General features: G+C 60.8%; 14 protein-coding genes, 1 tRNA gene and 1 pseudogene. 8 read left to right on the forward strand and 8 right to left on the reverse strand.

The genetic code is table 11. The features are described 5' to 3' along the window. Position 1: 1 nt before the first annotated feature. On the reverse strand, positions 2-271 hold the full coding sequence (locus tag ACK3SC_RS03875; RefSeq protein WP_416838805.1) for a type II toxin-antitoxin system HicB family antitoxin: 270 nt from the start codon (positions 269-271) through the stop codon (positions 2-4). Between the two features lie 196 nt (positions 272-467). On the opposite strand from ACK3SC_RS03875, the pseudogene ACK3SC_RS03880 reads away from it, so the two are divergent. Both ACK3SC_RS03880 and ACK3SC_RS03885 read left to right on the forward strand, forming a co-directional pair. Next, positions 468-1,001: pseudogene (locus ACK3SC_RS03880) on the forward strand (zinc ribbon domain-containing protein); the annotation flags it as partial. A 244-nt stretch (positions 1,002-1,245) separates the two neighbouring features. Beyond that, positions 1,246-1,440 carry a hypothetical protein gene (locus ACK3SC_RS03885; protein ID WP_416838806.1) on the forward strand — a complete coding sequence of 65 codons (195 nt, stop codon included), beginning with the start codon at positions 1,246-1,248 and terminating at the stop codon, positions 1,438-1,440. A 33-nt stretch (positions 1,441-1,473) separates the two neighbouring features. Here the strand turns inward: ACK3SC_RS03885 and ACK3SC_RS03890 are convergent, their stop codons facing one another. Then, on the reverse strand, positions 1,474-2,700 hold the full coding sequence (locus tag ACK3SC_RS03890; protein WP_416839935.1) for an orc1/cdc6 family replication initiation protein: 1,227 nt from the start codon (positions 2,698-2,700) through the stop codon (positions 1,474-1,476). A gap of 718 nt (positions 2,701-3,418) precedes the next feature. On the opposite strand from ACK3SC_RS03890, the gene ACK3SC_RS03895 reads away from it, so the two are divergent. The 4 genes from ACK3SC_RS03895 (at position 3,419) to ACK3SC_RS03910 (ending at position 6,862) form a co-directional block, all read left to right on the forward strand. Continuing rightward, positions 3,419-4,450, forward strand: a complete 1,032-nt coding sequence (locus ACK3SC_RS03895) for a DUF4129 domain-containing protein (RefSeq protein ID WP_416838807.1) — start codon at positions 3,419-3,421, stop codon at positions 4,448-4,450. After that, complete coding sequence (locus ACK3SC_RS03900; RefSeq protein ID WP_416838808.1) at positions 4,443-5,036, forward strand: hypothetical protein; 594 nt, start codon at positions 4,443-4,445, stop codon at positions 5,034-5,036. Before ACK3SC_RS03895 ends, ACK3SC_RS03900 begins: the two co-directional genes overlap by 8 nt. Next, positions 5,033-6,301, forward strand: a complete 1,269-nt coding sequence (locus ACK3SC_RS03905; RefSeq protein ID WP_416838810.1) for a DUF58 domain-containing protein — start codon at positions 5,033-5,035, stop codon at positions 6,299-6,301. Before ACK3SC_RS03900 ends, ACK3SC_RS03905 begins: the two co-directional genes overlap by 4 nt. Positions 6,302-6,364: 63 nt before the next feature. Further along, entirely contained in the window at positions 6,365-6,862 is a 498-nt protein-coding gene (locus ACK3SC_RS03910; RefSeq protein WP_416838811.1) for a hypothetical protein, read from the forward strand. 8 nt (positions 6,863-6,870) lie between these two features. Here the strand turns inward: ACK3SC_RS03910 and ACK3SC_RS03915 are convergent, their stop codons facing one another. Further along, positions 6,871-7,821, reverse strand: a complete 951-nt coding sequence (locus ACK3SC_RS03915) for an AAA family ATPase (protein WP_416838812.1) — start codon at positions 7,819-7,821, stop codon at positions 6,871-6,873. A 140-nt stretch (positions 7,822-7,961) separates the two neighbouring features. Here ACK3SC_RS03915 and ACK3SC_RS03920 point away from each other — a divergent pair. Next, positions 7,962-8,046: transfer RNA gene (locus ACK3SC_RS03920), tRNA-Ser, on the forward strand. A gap of 284 nt (positions 8,047-8,330) precedes the next feature. After that, positions 8,331-9,212 (forward strand): FRG domain-containing protein, encoded by an 882-nt coding sequence (locus ACK3SC_RS03925; protein WP_416838813.1) that lies wholly within the window; start codon positions 8,331-8,333, stop codon positions 9,210-9,212. 82 nt (positions 9,213-9,294) lie between these two features. Here ACK3SC_RS03925 and ACK3SC_RS03930 read toward each other — a convergent pair whose 3' ends face one another. From ACK3SC_RS03930 to ACK3SC_RS03950, 5 genes are all read right to left on the reverse strand, one after another. Then, entirely contained in the window at positions 9,295-10,338 is a 1,044-nt protein-coding gene (locus tag ACK3SC_RS03930; protein ID WP_416838814.1) for a Gfo/Idh/MocA family protein, read from the reverse strand. Continuing rightward, positions 10,338-11,489 (reverse strand): ABC transporter ATP-binding protein, encoded by a 1,152-nt coding sequence (locus tag ACK3SC_RS03935; protein ID WP_416838815.1) that lies wholly within the window; start codon positions 11,487-11,489, stop codon positions 10,338-10,340. The genes ACK3SC_RS03930 and ACK3SC_RS03935 overlap by 1 nt, the downstream gene beginning before the upstream one ends. A 106-nt stretch (positions 11,490-11,595) precedes the next feature. Beyond that, on the reverse strand, positions 11,596-12,456 hold the full coding sequence (locus tag ACK3SC_RS03940; protein ID WP_416838816.1) for a carbohydrate ABC transporter permease: 861 nt from the start codon (positions 12,454-12,456) through the stop codon (positions 11,596-11,598). A 1-nt stretch (position 12,457) separates the two neighbouring features. Next, positions 12,458-13,399 (reverse strand): carbohydrate ABC transporter permease, encoded by a 942-nt coding sequence (locus ACK3SC_RS03945; protein WP_416838817.1) that lies wholly within the window; start codon positions 13,397-13,399, stop codon positions 12,458-12,460. 100 nt (positions 13,400-13,499) lie between these two features. Next, positions 13,500-14,945, reverse strand: a complete 1,446-nt coding sequence (locus ACK3SC_RS03950) for an extracellular solute-binding protein (protein WP_416838818.1) — start codon at positions 14,943-14,945, stop codon at positions 13,500-13,502. Between the last annotated feature and the right edge of the window lie 28 nt (positions 14,946-14,973).

A 14,973-nucleotide genomic window follows, 5' to 3' on the forward strand; every position in this document is an offset into this window, starting at 1 on the left:
ATTAGTCGAGGACATCCGGCGGTTCTTGGTCGCCAGTGGTGTTGTTCTCAGGGTCGATTCCCAGCGCACGAAGTTCTTCGTCCGTCGGTTCACGACCACGTTTCCCGGTATGGACTGCGACAGCGTCGTCGAGGTTGTCCAGTGCCTCCTCTCTGGATTCTCCCTGCGTGGTCACGCCCGTATCGACGTCCTTCGCGATCCACCAGCCGTCCTCTTGCCAGAGACGAATCTCGCCATCGTTGGCGTCGCCGTTCCGAGTCGAACTGGCCATCTTATCCATAGTTGCCCGATAAACTGTATAAGCATTCGGCATACTGCTCTCGCCACGAAGACGAGAACGTAATTTCTCCACCCAGATGCTCATATCGAACGGACTCGCGCTTTCTATTCAGCACGCCCCCAACAAACTCTCAGAGAATGCAGATTTCAACAGAGCCTTTTAGGCTCGTTCGAGAACTATCTCTCCCATGTCGACATCCCCTTCTGAAACACCCGGTCGAGAGCGTGGACCACACGAACTGTTCTGCCGAAACTGTGGGGCCGTCATCGACAGGGAGGCAGAGATTTGCCCATCGTGCGGCGTCCGCCAGCGCCCGCCGCCGAAGTCGTCGGTCGATTCGGCGCTCGACGACCTCTTAGAAGGTGGCAACCCGTTCGTCGCGGCCGTCCTCTCGGCGCTCTTTCCGGGACTCGGTCAGATATACAATCGCGAACTCGAGCGTGGACTCGTGTTCGTCGTCGCGACCATCTTCGCAGCCTTCTCGACACTCGTGTTCGTCGGGTTCATTCTGTTTCCAGCAGTGTGGCTCTTCGCCATCTACGACGCCTACACGCGAGCGGAACTGCGTGCGGAAGAACTTCGTTCTGAAGAACACGCACGCGAACCGTCTGTGTCGGAGAGTGTGACTATCGAAACGGCAGCACAGGACGAAGCGGGCGAGGCTGTGGAAGCAGTTGACGAAGCGGGCGAGGCTGGCGAAACAGTAGACGAAGAGAACGAGGCTGGCGAAACAGTAGACGAAGAGAACGAGGCTGGCGAAACAGTAGACGAAGAGAACGAGACTGGCGAAACAGTAGACGAAGAGAACGAGACTGGCGAAACAGTAGACGAAGAGAACGAGACTGGCGAAACAGTAGACGAAGAGAACGAGACTGACGAGACGGACGAATCGTCGTCGTCGTAAGTCGTCTCGACCGAGTTGGTGGTCCCAGCACACTCATGTATGTACGAGTACATGATTGGGTATGGATGACTCGACTGGTCCGAGTCGAACTGGGTTAATTCTGCTCTTCGTCCTCACACTCGTGGGGGCAATAAGCCAGGCAGATACCGTCTTCAGCGGTGCCCCGAGTACGGCAGCGCTCATCTTGTTCGTCGCCTTCTCTATCGCGAGCGTGCTGCTGTTGTGGCGACTCTTCCAGCAGAACCGCCCAGCCTGAGAACAACACCGCAGTGGCCCGAGGTGCCAGTGTTCAGACTGCTTTGGTCTTCCGTGCAGTCGTTCGAATCTCGTCTAAGACCGAGTCGAGTGCGAGCACGTCCGAGAGCGCTTCCATCGCACTCGAAAATGGAACGTCGAGCGCGTAACTGTAGTAGTTTCCACGCGACCCGGTTCGGTTCTCTTCGGCCGAGAGGATGCCGAGCATGCGGAGGTCCGAGAGGTGGTTGTGGACCGACCGCTGGGCCAGTGGGTCGATGCCGGCGGAGTTGCACAGTCGAAGATACTCTTGATACAGGTCACGCATCCGGCATGGCGTCTCGTCGTGGGCCGCCTTCGAGACGACTGCAAGCAGTGCGAAGTGACCGTTTTCGGTGAGTTCGCGCATCCCTTCGACCACACGTTCCTGTTCGAGTTTCTGTCGAGCGATATCGACGTGGTTCAGGGTGATTCGGTCGTCGTCGTTGTTCTCGGCGTGTTCGCCTGCCAACCGGAGTAAGTCGAGTGCCTGTCGGGCGCTTCCACTGTCGCGGGCGGCGAGTGCAGCACACAGGTTGAGGACGCCCTCCTCACACGAGTCCGCTGCGATGGCGACGTCGGCCCGCGATTCGAGGATGTTCTGGAGTTCGGGGGCCTGATACGGCGGGAAGTGAAGTTCGCGCTCACAGAGTGTGTCCTGAACGCGCGGGTCGAGTTGATCGTGGAACTTGAAGTCGTTCGAGATACCGATGAGGCCGACTTTCGCGTCGTCGAGTTTGCCGTTCGAGCGTGCCCGGGGGAGTTCGTAGAGGAGTTCGTCACGGTCCCCAATCGAATCGACTTCGTCGAGGACGATGAGGATGGTCCCACCCACGTCGTCTAACTCTTCGAATAACTTCTTGAAGACTGTCTGTTGTGGATAGCCGGTCGAACTAATCTCCGCGCCGCCCGGTCGGAGTTCGTTGACGAGTTCGACGGCGACCTGATACGAGGAGTTGAGCGTCTTGCAGTTGATAGAGATGACGCTCAAGTCGACGTCGTCGTACTGTGAGACGTCTTCGAGGAGCATCTCGAGGAGGAACTCGGTCACCGCCGTCTTTCCTACGCCTGTGTTTCCGTAGAGGAAGACGTTGTTCGGTTCCCACCCGTCGACGACTGGTTGGAGTGCGTCCATGTACTCCGAGATCTCGTCGTCGCGCTCTTCGATGCGCTCGGGTTTGTAGGATTCACCAAGGGCGTCCTTGTTGACGAAGACGTTTTGTTTTCGCTCGAACCGGCGCATTACCATCGGGTCGTTGTCCCGTCCCCGTATTTAAAACCGCGATTTCATCTGATACATGTGAATTTCTGGACTGGCTACCGAAGTCGGGGTCTTCTCTTCGACAGTGGCCGGACCAGACACTCGTACTGAATCTGGTTGTGAGTGAACAAACTCCACTTCGGACAGACACACCCCACTGTTGCAAGTGAAGCCGAGAGACGAGAGTCGCTAGAAGAACAACAGAGCGGACGTTCAACTAAAGCGCTGACATGATGGGGCAGTCGGACCCGCCGTCACACGTGATTCGAATCGACGCAATTCAACCAAATAACGTCGTTTAATCCCCGATTCACCTGCAACCGTGGTGGGTAATCGTTCCGTCTACCCCGACGTAATTCACTTGTCACAGTGGTCTCTCCGGACTCACCCCCTCCCCACCCCCGTTGTACCTCACCTGCTCTTCGCCCTCGTTGCACCTTACCCCCTCCCCCTCCTCGTTGTGCTTCACTTGCAACAGTGGTGTCTGTGGGGTGACTCAGTTCACATTTGACGCTGGAAATTTACTTGTAAACGTGGTGTGGCAGGGCTGAGTCGTCACCCCTCCACTGTGTCGTCCCGGGTGTGTGTTCACGTGCAAGAGTGGTCTGTCTCGGCGCATGTTGCAGATGCTGTCTCTGGAAACGTGTTGCGGGCGCTGTCCCTCGAAATGTCTATACCTCGGATACTGCTATGTGTTGTCGTGGACCGCTCCACTCTCGGCGCTCTCGCGTTGGCCCTCCTCGCCGTGGTGGCCTTCGCCATCGCTGCGGCAACCATCGACTCGACTGTCGTGACAGACGGCGGTTCGACAGGGTTCGGTACTGGTGACGCCGGTGGCGATGGTGTTGGCCGCACGGACGACACCGGATTCCACCCGCTCTCCGGCGACGCCGAGGGTATCAGTCTTCCAACGCCGTGTCTTCCGTGGCTTCTTTCACCGAGCGTCCTCGCTCTCGTCGCCGCCGGATTTCTCCTCCTCGGTGGCTACGCCTACTGGGAGACTCGCTCACTTCTCCCGCCTATTGCCGTCGTCTTCGCACTCGGACCGCCTGTCGTGCTCATCTTCGGATTGCTGACCGCATGCAACAGAACATTCTCGTTTTCGACGCGTGCCGCAACGGCCGCAGGGAACATCTCACTGTTCTCCCCCGGTGGCGCTGGGAGCCTCGGTTCCGGTGCGGACGGAGTACAGAGCGTCTCTCCACCGATGATACTCTTCAGTATCTTCCTCGTCGGGGCACTGGCCATCGCACTCGTGATGCTCGTCACTGGAACGAGTGATTCGCCGGACGACAGTGACCAAGAACTCGCCCCCGAATCTCGTCCGAACGTCGCGGCCGTCGGCCACGTTGCCGGTGCTGCCGCCGAGCGCATCGAATCAGGTGAGACAGACGTCGAAAACGAAGTGTATCGCGCGTGGGCAGAGATGACGGAGCTCCTGGACGTGCCGAATCGTCAGTCAGCGACGCCTGCAGAGTTCGCGACTGCTGCCGTCGATGCCGGCATGGCCCGAGACGACGTGACCGAACTCACGACGCTCTTCGAAGCGGTTCGGTACGGCGGCATCGAAGCGACGGAGGCGCGTGAGCGTCGAGCGGTCGAAGCCCTCCGAAATATCGAATCGACGTACGCGCCGACCGATGCTCGGACAGACACGCACACAGACAGAACTCGCGAAGAACGGAACACGGAGAGCGAGGAACAGAACAAGGAGACGAACATCGATGAGTAGGGCTCGCTCGCTCGCGTACCTCGTCGGCATCGTCGCCACCGCTCTCGGGCTCGCACTCGTCGCGGGTGTCTCACTCGGCCTCGAGCTCTCCGACCTGATTCTCACACTCGTGGCGGTCCTCGGCGCGATACAGGGACTCAGATACGTCCAACGCCGTCGGCGCACGCCGTTTCGGACGACGACGACCAGCGACCCAGAAGTCCGCATCGACGTTCCTGTCCCCGGTGACGACTTCGACGACGACCTCGTCGTGGCCATGTCGAACCACGCCTGGAACACTCGTGAACGACTCGTCACACGCCTCGAACAGCGCGCGAAGCGAGCGCTCGTCCTTCGGGACGGGAGAACGCCAGCGGACGCCAGCACGCTCATCGAAACCGGGGCCTGGACAGATGATGTCGTTGCGGCCCGCTTCCTCGGCGCACCTGTTTCGGTCCCGCTTCGGTTCCGTCTTCGACTGCTCGTGTCCAGACAGGCCGTTCTGGTCGCCCGCGTCGAACGAACGCTCGCGGCGATAGAGAATATCGGGTCTTCCCCCGCAAATGGTGGCGATGGCGACACCACCCCATCCGGAGCAGACCGATGACCCGCGGATTCGACACGGACCGCTGGACCGGACTGGAGGGGCTCGTCCTCATCGCCGCCGCAGTTGGTGTGTTCGTCCGCGAACCAGCACCGCTCTTACTCGCTGGCATGGGCGTCGTCTTTCTGGGGTACGTCCGCATCGCGACGGGTCCCGACGTGACGCTCTCCATCGAACGAGACCTCTCGGATACGACACCGGACTCGGACGAGGATGTCGAGGTGACGATTTCGGTCACCAACGACGGCTCGCGGACGCTCTTCGACCTTCGAATCGTCGATGGCGTTCCACCGGCGCTGGCCGTCTCAGGCGGTCCTGCGCGTCTCGGGACGGCACTCCGACCTGGTGCGACGGCGACAGTGACGTACACCGTCACGGCAGTTCGTGGCGAGCACACGTGGGCCGAAACAGTCGTCGTCGCCCGTGACCCGAGTGGTGCAGTCGAACACCGGCAAACAGTTCTCACCGAGACCACGCTCCGGTGTGAACCCGAACTGGCGGCGACAGCCGACCTGCCGCTTCGTGGACTCACCTCGAAATACGCCGGGCGCGTCGAGACCGACGTTTCGGGGTCCGGACTCGAATTCACGTCCATCCGCGAGTACCGCCACGGCGACCCGATTCGACGTATCGACTGGAATCGTCGGGCGCGAACTGGCGAACTCGCGACGGTACAGTTCCGCGAAGAACGGGCCGCGACTGTCGTCCTCGTCGTCGATACTCGCTCGGAAGCACACGTCGCTCCGGATTCCGAGGCCGAGACGGCAGTCGAACGGTGTGTCGATGCCGCGAGTGTCGCGTTTTCGGCGCTCCTCGACAGTGGTGACAGCGTCGGCATGGCCGCACTCGGCCCGAACGAGTGCTGGCTCGAACCGTCTTCGGGTGACGAGCACCGTGCCCGTGCCAGACGACTCTTCGCGACCCACGCTGCGTTCGCCCCGACGCCGCCGAAAACCGCGTTTTTCCTGTCCATCGCAGAGAAACGGCTGCGGCGGCGACTCTCCAGTGACGCACAGGTCATCTTCTGCTCGCCGCTCACGGACGACCAGGCCGTCTCCGTCGCCCGTCGACTAGAGGCGTACGGACACGCTGTCACCGTCGTCTCACCCGACCCGACGGCGACAGGAACTATCGGTCGACGACTCGCTCGCCTCGAGCGTGACTTGCGTCTCCGTGAGTTGCGACGGTCCGGAATCCGCGTCGTCGATTGGCGAGACGAACCGCTCGCCGTCGCGCTCGCGCGGGCCGAGTCGGGGTGGTCACGATGAGTATGGTCACGATGAGTATGGTCACGATGAGCACCGAACGGCGCACCGGGAGGTGCCACGACGATGAGTAAAATCACTCGCCGGCCGACTCGTACGGGGACTGCGATGGCGGTGTCGGCGGCCGGACTCGCGACGCTCGCACTCGCATTCACGACAGCGACCGCGGCGCTCGGTGGCCTCGTCGGCACGCTCGTCTTGGCCGCCGGATTAGTACAGGGGTCCCGTCGGACACTCGATGCAGCGGGTGGCATCTTCTTCCTCGCTCTGCTCTTCGCCGGTGTCGGTGGGGGTGGCACAGAGGCACTGCTTCTCACGGCCGTGGCGTCGATTCTGGCGTGGGACGTCGCAGAGAATGCACTCTCAGTCGGCGAACATCTCGGCCGAGAGACGTCGACGATTCGCCTCGAAACCGTTCACGCGGCGACGACGCTGGTCGTTCTCGTCGTCGCTGCTGGTATCGTCTACGCGCTCTGGCTGGGTGCATCGGGTGGGCAACCACTCACTGCCGTCGTGTTGCTGTTGGTCGGTGCAATCGCCCTCGTCGCGGCGGTCAGACGCTGAACTATGACTTACTCGACCGTCGGGACTTCCACTCGGTCGAGCACGTCGCGTATCACGTCCGCTTTCTGAACGTCTTCGACGCGCGCGTCCGGCGTCAGAACGAGACGGTGCGCGAGAACCGACTGGGCGACGCGTTTGATATCGTCTGGAGTGACGAACGGCCGGCCTTCGATGACTGCACGAGCACGCGAGGCTTCGAACAGCCGTTGGGTACCTCGCGGTGAGACTCCCACGCGGACACGGCGGTCGGTTCGCGTCGTCTGCGTGAGTTCGGCCATGTAGCGCAACAGGTCGTCGTCGACGCGAACCTGCTCGGGCGCGCGTCGAATCGCGACGACTGAATCACGGTCGAGCACTCGGTCGATGGTCGGACTCTGGTCTTCTCGACTGGCGCGTCGTCGGAGCAGTTCGACTTCGCCGTCGAGGTCCGGATAGCCGATTGCAGACTTCACGACGAACCGGTCGACCTGCGCTTCAGGGAGTGTGAACGTTCCTTCTTGCTCGACGGGGTTCTGGGTGGCGATGACGAAGAACGGTTTCGGAAGTTGGTGTGTCTCGCCATCGACGGTCACCTGTCCTTCTTCCATCGCTTCGAGGAGGGCCGCCTGTGTCTTCGGCGGCGCGCGGTTGATTTCGTCCGCGAGGACGACGTTGGCGAAGATTGGGCCGGGCGAGAACTCAAACGACCGGTCGCGTTCGTCGTAGATGTTGGTTCCCGTCACGTCGGCGGGGAGCAAGTCAGGGGTGAACTGCACCCGAGAAAACGAGAGCCCAAGCGCAGTCGCAACGCTCCGTGCGGTGAGCGTCTTCCCGGTTCCGGGAACGTCTTCGAGGAGGACGTGTCCGCGGGCGAGGACGCCGGTGAGGACCGTCTCGAGAAACGACCGTTCGGCGATGACCGCCTCCGAGATGGCGTCGAGAACCTGTGTACACGTCTCGCTCGCCGTATCGATGTCCATGGGACAACCCCGTTTGCGTGTGACTTAGTAACAGTGGTCGGCGACGCCGACGCGCCCCGGTTTCGTCCCTCGGTCACACCACTCGCAGCCTCGGTAAATCGAAACGGATTAAACTATCCGCGAGAGAGATGACGATGGAAGCCGAGGTAGCCTAGCCCGGCCAAGGCGGTAGATTCGAAATCTACTGTCCATTCGGACACGTGAGTTCAAATCTCACCCTCGGCGCTCTTATTTCTCGAACACCACGCTTCGAGCGGCGCGTCTCGTCGCGCCGCGACAGCGTGTCCGTGTGTGCGACGACCTGAGATTTGAACTAGGGAGCGACCGAGAGGGAGCGACTGGAGTTCAAATCTCACCCTCGGCGCTCGATCCTCTCGAACGTCACTCCGCGAGAAACCTCCGTGTCTCTCGAACCGCGCGATGTTTGTGAAACGACGACGTTCTCGGCTAGTCGGATTTCTCGGCGGTCCTGACAGACTGCTTATCCTCTCTGACAGACTCTTCATAGCATGGGTAACTCCACGTCGAACGAAGTCGTCGCCGAGGACTGGTCGGCGCTGCAGGAGGTGCTCGGCCAGCACACGTGGAACGAGCAACTCGGTCGGTATCGGTCGCCGTTCGTCTTCCGCGGGATGTCCAACGCCGACTACGTGCTCGAATCGTCCATCACGCGGTACGTCAGTGAGACTGGTCGCTGGGAACTCGAGGGGCATCTTCTCCGCAACTTCCTGAAGTACGCCCAGCAGGATATCGACGTTCCGGACTCACCGTACTACCGGCTGGCTATCGCTCAACATCACGGGCTGCCGACACGACTGATAGACTGGACGTACTCGCCGGCTGTCGCCGCGTACTTTGCAACGGGCGGACGATCCGACGCCGACGGGGTGATCTGGGCCGTCGATTACGTTCGGACACACGAGCAACTCCCGGGATTCCTTCGGGAGTCGCTCGAACGCCTGAACACCGAGATGTTCGACGCGGACCTCCTCGACGACGTCACTCACCTCCTACTGGACCGGTACACCGACGGAGGTGGTAAATCTCGGAGAGCGGGTGTGCTGGAGATGTTCGATATGCTGGAGGCAATCGAAGCGTTCGTGGCCGAACAGGCAGACGACTACGTCCTGTTCTTCGAACCACCTGCTATCGACCAGCGCATCGTCAATCAGGCGGCGTTGTTCTCGAGTCAGTCGAACCCAACGGTCGGCATGGACACGTGGCTCGAGAATCGACCAGACCTGTATCGTCGTATCATCGTCCCAGCCGACCGGAAGGCCGAGTTCCGGGACCGACTGGACCAGTTGAACGTCAATCGACGCACGCTCTTCCCCGGCCTCGACGGCATCGCTAACTGGCTGACGGAGTACTACGCGCCTAAACCGGCCTGACGGGTAGTGCGCACGATGCTGACGAAGCGCCGAAGTCGAGACACCGCCCAAAAAATCGGGGGTTCGCTCGTCTGCGACCCAGTCAGTCCTGTGACCCGACCGCGGACTCTTCGATGGTCTCGTATCCGTCGACCTGCACGACAGATTGCGTCTCGGTGGCCTCGTAGGCTGCTTCGGTCAGGGCGACGACGGTGAGTCCGAACGACCCCGGAACGGTCGGCGGGTGGTCCCCGCGAACGGCCTCGACGAAGTCAGAGAGCTTTCGCCGGAGGAGTTCTTTGAAGTCGACCGAGTCGTCGACCGGAATCTTCGTCGGGTCTCCACCACGCTCGGTGATGGTGAGTCCGGTTTCGTTGTACGTCAGTCGGCCGTCGGTACCCCAGATAACGAGTCCCTCGTAGGTGTCCGGATCCTGAACGCCGTCGCCGGTGACGACGAGACTCGCGGTGATGGGTCGCCCATCGCGTTCGAGGGTGAGTGCGAGGGCGCTGTTCACATCTACGTCGTGGTCGCGGTTGTCCATGAGCGCCGCGACAGAGACGGGTGTCGAGCCGGTCGTCCACAGGAGGGTATCGAGGAGGTGCGACCCCGAGTCGTACAACTGGCCGCCACCGGAGAGGGCGGGGTTCGTCCGCCACGCATTCGTGAACTTCCGAATCCAGTCTTGACCCATGTAGCAGTTCGCCGCGTGAATCTCGCCGAGTCGGCCGCTCTCGACGATGTCTTTGATTTGCTGGTAGACCGGGTGGTAGTGTCGCTGATACCCGACGACGAGCGTCAACTCTCGGGACCGAGCCGTCTGTACGAGGTCCGACGCATCATCGACCGAAGTGACGAGGGGCTTCTCAAGAAAGACGTGGAGGTCCCGCTCCAGACACGCCATCGCCTGTTCGTAGTGTAGCGTGTGGGGCGTCACGATGTTGACCGCGTCGAGTTCGTCGGCGTGTTCGGCGAGCATCTCCTCGTAGTCTTCGTACACCGGGGCGTCGAAGCGGGACTCGAACGTCTCTCTGCCCGACTCCGCGATGTCCGCCCCTGCGACGATTTCGACGTCGTCCATCTCGTCGTAACAGTCCAGTTCGTGCATACACAGCTGGCCGAGGCCAATCGCAGCGAGTTTCATCATCACGCCACCTCCTCGCCTGGCGTCGGCTGAACGGTCGGAATCGTCTCGTTCGTTCGCTGGCAGTTGCTGAGTGTGTCACCCGATTCTGTGTCGAAGAGGTGAATCTTGGATTCTGGGAGGTGTATCATGATGGTTGCGCCGTCGTGAATTTCGTAGGAGCCATCGACGGCCGCGGTGATCGAGGAACCGCCGACGTCGAGGTGGAGGAAGTTCTGGTCGCCCATGGGTTCGACGACCTGCACTGTTCCGGTGAACGTGTTTCGCCCGTCGGCCTCCGCGACTTCGATATCTTCGGGGCGGATTCCAAGACTCACCCGGTCGACATCGTCGACTGTCGTACGACGGTCACTCGACAGTTCGTAGCGAAGGGTGTCGTTCTCCAGTCGTGAACCGACCGGCTGGAACTCGAAGAAGTTCATCGACGGTTCGCCGATGAAGTTCGCGACGAAGAGGTTCTCCGGTTCGTAATAGCATTCGAGTGGCGTTCCGACCTGCTGGAGCTCGCCGCCATCGAGGACGGCGATGCGGTCGCCCATCGTCATCGCCTCGGTCTGGTCGTGGGTGACGTACACCGTCGTGACACCGAGTTCAGATTGGAGTTCTTGAATCTCGGTGCGCATCGTTGTCCGGAGTTTCGCGTCCAAGTTCGACAGCGGCTCGTCCATCAAGAACACCTCAGGTTCGCGGACGATGGCCCGTCCGAGTGCGACGCGCTGTTGTTGCCCGCCGGAGAGTTCCTTCGGTTTGTCGTCGAGGAGTGGTTCGATTCCGAGCATCTGGGCGCTCGCTTCGACGCGGTCGGTCCGCTCGGACTTCGAGAGGTCGGTCGTCATCTTCAGCCCGAACTCCATGTTCTCGCGGACGGTCATGTGGGGATACAGCGCGTAGTTCTGGAACACCATGGCGATGTTGCGCTCTTCGGGCGTCAGGTCTGTTACGTCCCGTTCGCCGAATTGAATCGTCCCTTCGGTCACGTCCTCCAGACCGGCGATACAGCGAAGGGTGGTCGACTTCCCGCACCCCGACGGCCCGACGAGGACGAGAAACTCGCCATCGTTGAGGTCGATGGACAGGTCGTTGACTGCGACGATGGTGCTCTCTGACTCATCTCGATACCGTTTGACGAGGTTGCTTAGTTCGAGTGTAGACATTGGATTTGTGTGTCGGTGTTGTGCTGTGTGTGGTTCGTCTCGGCTGTGCGGTCCGTGCTGGAGTGCCGTCTGTCTCGGCGGTCAGGGGTCGAGAGAAACGCAAACCTCATCCTTTGACCGCCCCCTCGACGAGTCCTTTGATGAAGTATCGCTGGAGACCGACGAACATGATGAGAAGCGGGAGCATCGCGATGACGCTCGCCGCGGCGATGACTCGCCAGTCTGTCGAGTACTGCCCCTGGAACGAGAAGAGGCCGATAGAGACCGTATAGAGGTCAGACTCACCGAGAATCGTGAACGCCATGACGAACTCCGCCCACGCGAAGACGAAGTTGAAGATGGCGACGACGGCGATTCCGGGGGCCATCGACGGCAAGAGCACGTAGATGAGCGTCTGGAGTCGAGTACACCCGTCGACGCGTGCGGCCTCGTCGAGCCCCTTCGGTATCGTGTCGAAGTAGCTCTTCAACAGCCAGATGGAGAAGGGAACCTGCAAGCCGATGTACAGCAGGATGAGACCGAGGTGTGAGTCGAGGAGGTTCAACTGCGCCATCATGTTGTACATCGGGATGACGATGACGACCGGTGAGATCATCTGGAAGAGCAACACGCCGAAGAGGACGTACTTCTTCCCGCGGAAGTCGAACCGCGAGAAGGCGTAGGCCGCGGGAACCGTCACGAAGACGATTCCCACGACTTCCAGCACGGCAATCTTCAGCGAGTTGAAAATCCAGGTGAGCATCGCCGACCCGTTGATGACGCGCTCGTACGGTTGGAAGGTGAGTTGCTGCGGGAGGAACTGAACGGGGTACGAGAGAACCTCACCCGGTTGTCGGAGACTCATCGAGAGGACCCACAACACGGGAAAGAGGAAGAACGCCCCCGCGATGAGATACGTGGCGTACGTCGCGACCGTGTACCCAGAGAAGTCGTCGAGGTACGACCCCATCTTGGATTGGACGCTCATCTCACATCTCCTCCCCGTCGATGAACAGTCGCATGTAGACGGCCGTCATCACCACGTTGACGAGGAGCATCAACACGGCGACTGCCGCCGCTTCTCCGAGGTTGAACCGCTGGAACCCTTCGAAGTACATGAACAGCGCCAGCACCTCGGTGGCGTGACCGGGGCCACCTCCAGTGAGGCTCATTATCATGTCGAAGGTGTTCAGCGTGTAGATGGTGATGAGGACGAGGTTGATGAACACGACCGGCTTGATCTGCGGCAGCGTGACGTATCGGAAACGCTGGAGCGCTTTCGCGCCGTCGACTCTCGCGGCGTCGTAGAGGTGTGTCGGAACCTGCTGGAGCCCCGCGTAGAGCATAATCATCGAGAACGCCGTCCCTCGCCACGTGTTCGCCATGATGGTCGACAGAAGCGCCATCTGCGGGTCCGAGAGGAACGAGACCACGTCGAAGCCGACCTGCAAGAGCATGTAGTTGATGACGCCGTAGTTCGTCTCGATGAGCATTATCTTCCAGAGAATCCCGATGACGATTCCCGGGATGACCCACGCAGAGAGGACGGCCACTCGCGTCGATATCGTCCCGGAGAGTTTGTGCGAGACACCGTAGTCGATGGCGAGGGCGAGAATCATCCCGAAGACGAGTTGTAAGGTGACGCTCGCGGCGACGAAGATAATCGTCACTCGCCCCATCGTCCAGAACGACGGCGACGAGACGACGCTGACGAACGACTCGAAGCCGACGTACTCGTATCCCGGTTCGATGAGGCTCATGTCGGTAAAGCTCATCCGCACCGCTTCGACGAGCGGGTAGAGCCTGAACACGAGTAAGAAGAACGCCGCTGGAGCGACCCAGGTCACCGGCGTGTTCTGGAGTCGCTCGAACGACCCACTGACCGCGGTCAGCGAACTCCACAGTCGTTGGGAGACATCGCTCGTACTCACGGACACGCCGAGTCACCCCCGTCGAGTGGCCTGTCTGTAACTGTCTCGCACACCGCGGTGAGTGCGGGTGGGTCGGGAGGCAGTTCGGAAGCCACGCTCATCACTCCGCTTCCGCGTTGACGTTCTGAATCATCGTTTCGATGGCCGCTTCCGGTGACGCCTGACCGGTGATGACTTTCCCGGCGGCAGTCTGCCACTCAGAGGAGATGGTGAGGTAAATCGGGTACCCCGGACGAGCACGTCCGTTCTTGAGCAACTGCTTGAACGTCTGCATGTACGGGTCCTCGGAGAAGTACGAGACTTCCTCGAAGACGGACTTTCGCGTCGGGAGGTAGCCACCGACCTTACAGAACTCGCCCATGTTCTCTTTGTCCGTGAAGAGGCCGGCGTAATCCGTCGCTGCGCTGCGTTTCGCGTCGTCCTGTTCGAACACGCCGACGGTCCACCCACCGGTCCCCGTCGAGGCGGTGTCGGGATCCATCTGTGGAATCTTCGACACCTGCCAGTTCTCGGCTTCCTCTTCGCTGTCGACCTGCTGTTTGATGTTCGATATCTGCCAGTTCCCGCCGAGGAACATCGCTGTCTCGTCGTTGAGCGCGGCCTGTCGGAGGAGTGCGTAGTCGTTGATGTTGGCGACGCGTTTCGGCGTAATTCCGGAGTCGATGGTCCGTTTGAGGAACTCGAAGGTGTTGCGCAGTGCCTCCTTGTTTCCGCTCTCGTCGAGGACGGGGTTCCCCTGGTCGTCGACCAGGTCGCCGCCTTGCGCCCAGAACAGTGCGAGGTTGTCGAAGGTCGTCGCCTCCCACTTCCCACCGTTGTACATGTATCCCGCCATGTCTTCGTTTTCGGTGATGGATTTCCCGACAGAGATGAGTTCGTCCCACGTCTCCGGCGGGTTGCCGTCGTTGTACTTGTCCATCATGTCCTGCCGGTAGTAGAGCGCTCGGCAGTCGGTGTTCTTCCACACCGCTTGCCATTCGCCGTCTTTGACCATCACGTCCTTGACGAACGGATACCAGTCGTCCGGGTTTTCGATGGCGTCGGTGACTGGTTGGAGGTGGTCCGTGAAGTTCGGCACCCAGAACGAGTCCACCTGTGACATCGACGGAGCGTTCCCCTTCGCGGCAGACTGGAGAAGCTTCGTCTTCATCTGTTCGAGGTTCGTCTGGTACTCGAGTTCTATCTTGGTATCCGAGTGGTTCTCCGCCCACGTTTCGAAGAACTCCTCGTACACCTTCGCGTGTTCAGGGTTGTCCTCTTGGGTGTGTGATGCCGTCGGGAGGAGCCAGTGCGTCAGCGTCGTCGATGCGTCTGCACTCCCGATTCGGTTCTTCGTCACCAGGTCACCGGACGACCCACCGGACGAGTCGCCGTCGGACCCGCCTGCGTCGTCCCCTCCACCATCGCCGCTGTCGCCTCCGGACCCCGAACCAGAATCGCCTGTACAGCCTGCGAGGGCCGCGAGGAGCGCGCTCGATGCGCCGGTAGCTCCCAGTTTGAGTGTGGTGCGCCGCGTCAGCTTCGAATCAGTCTCTCTCGTGGTCATTGCTCTCAACCATCATGTTGGTTCCATA

It is taken from the genome of Haloferax sp. DFSO52 (assembly GCF_048158745.1).
Taxonomy (GTDB): Archaea; Halobacteriota; Halobacteria; order Halobacteriales; family Haloferacaceae; genus Haloferax.

Bases quoted from the DNA above. Each gene is read 5' to 3' on its own strand.
- ACK3SC_RS03900 (WP_416838808.1), top strand. From the start codon at position 4,443: ATGAGTAGGGCTCGCTCGCTCGCGTACCTCGTCGGCATCGTCGCCACC.
- ACK3SC_RS03925 (WP_416838813.1), top strand. From the start codon at position 8,331: ATGGGTAACTCCACGTCGAACGAAGTCGTCGCCGAGGACTGGTCGGCG.
- ACK3SC_RS03915 (WP_416838812.1), bottom strand. From the start codon at position 7,821: ATGGACATCGATACGGCGAGCGAGACGTGTACACAGGTTCTCGACGCC.
- ACK3SC_RS03910 (WP_416838811.1), top strand. From the start codon at position 6,365: ATGAGTAAAATCACTCGCCGGCCGACTCGTACGGGGACTGCGATGGCG.
- ACK3SC_RS03875 (WP_416838805.1), bottom strand. From the start codon at position 271: ATGGCCAGTTCGACTCGGAACGGCGACGCCAACGATGGCGAGATTCGT.
- ACK3SC_RS03950 (WP_416838818.1), bottom strand. From the start codon at position 14,945: ATGACCACGAGAGAGACTGATTCGAAGCTGACGCGGCGCACCACACTC.
- ACK3SC_RS03935 (WP_416838815.1), bottom strand. From the start codon at position 11,489: ATGTCTACACTCGAACTAAGCAACCTCGTCAAACGGTATCGAGATGAG.
- ACK3SC_RS03930 (WP_416838814.1), bottom strand. From the start codon at position 10,338: ATGATGAAACTCGCTGCGATTGGCCTCGGCCAGCTGTGTATGCACGAA.
- ACK3SC_RS03940 (WP_416838816.1), bottom strand. From the start codon at position 12,456: ATGAGCGTCCAATCCAAGATGGGGTCGTACCTCGACGACTTCTCTGGG.
- ACK3SC_RS03890 (WP_416839935.1), bottom strand. From the start codon at position 2,700: ATGCGCCGGTTCGAGCGAAAACAAAACGTCTTCGTCAACAAGGACGCC.
- ACK3SC_RS03905 (WP_416838810.1), top strand. From the start codon at position 5,033: ATGACCCGCGGATTCGACACGGACCGCTGGACCGGACTGGAGGGGCTC.
- ACK3SC_RS03885 (WP_416838806.1), top strand. From the start codon at position 1,246: ATGGATGACTCGACTGGTCCGAGTCGAACTGGGTTAATTCTGCTCTTC.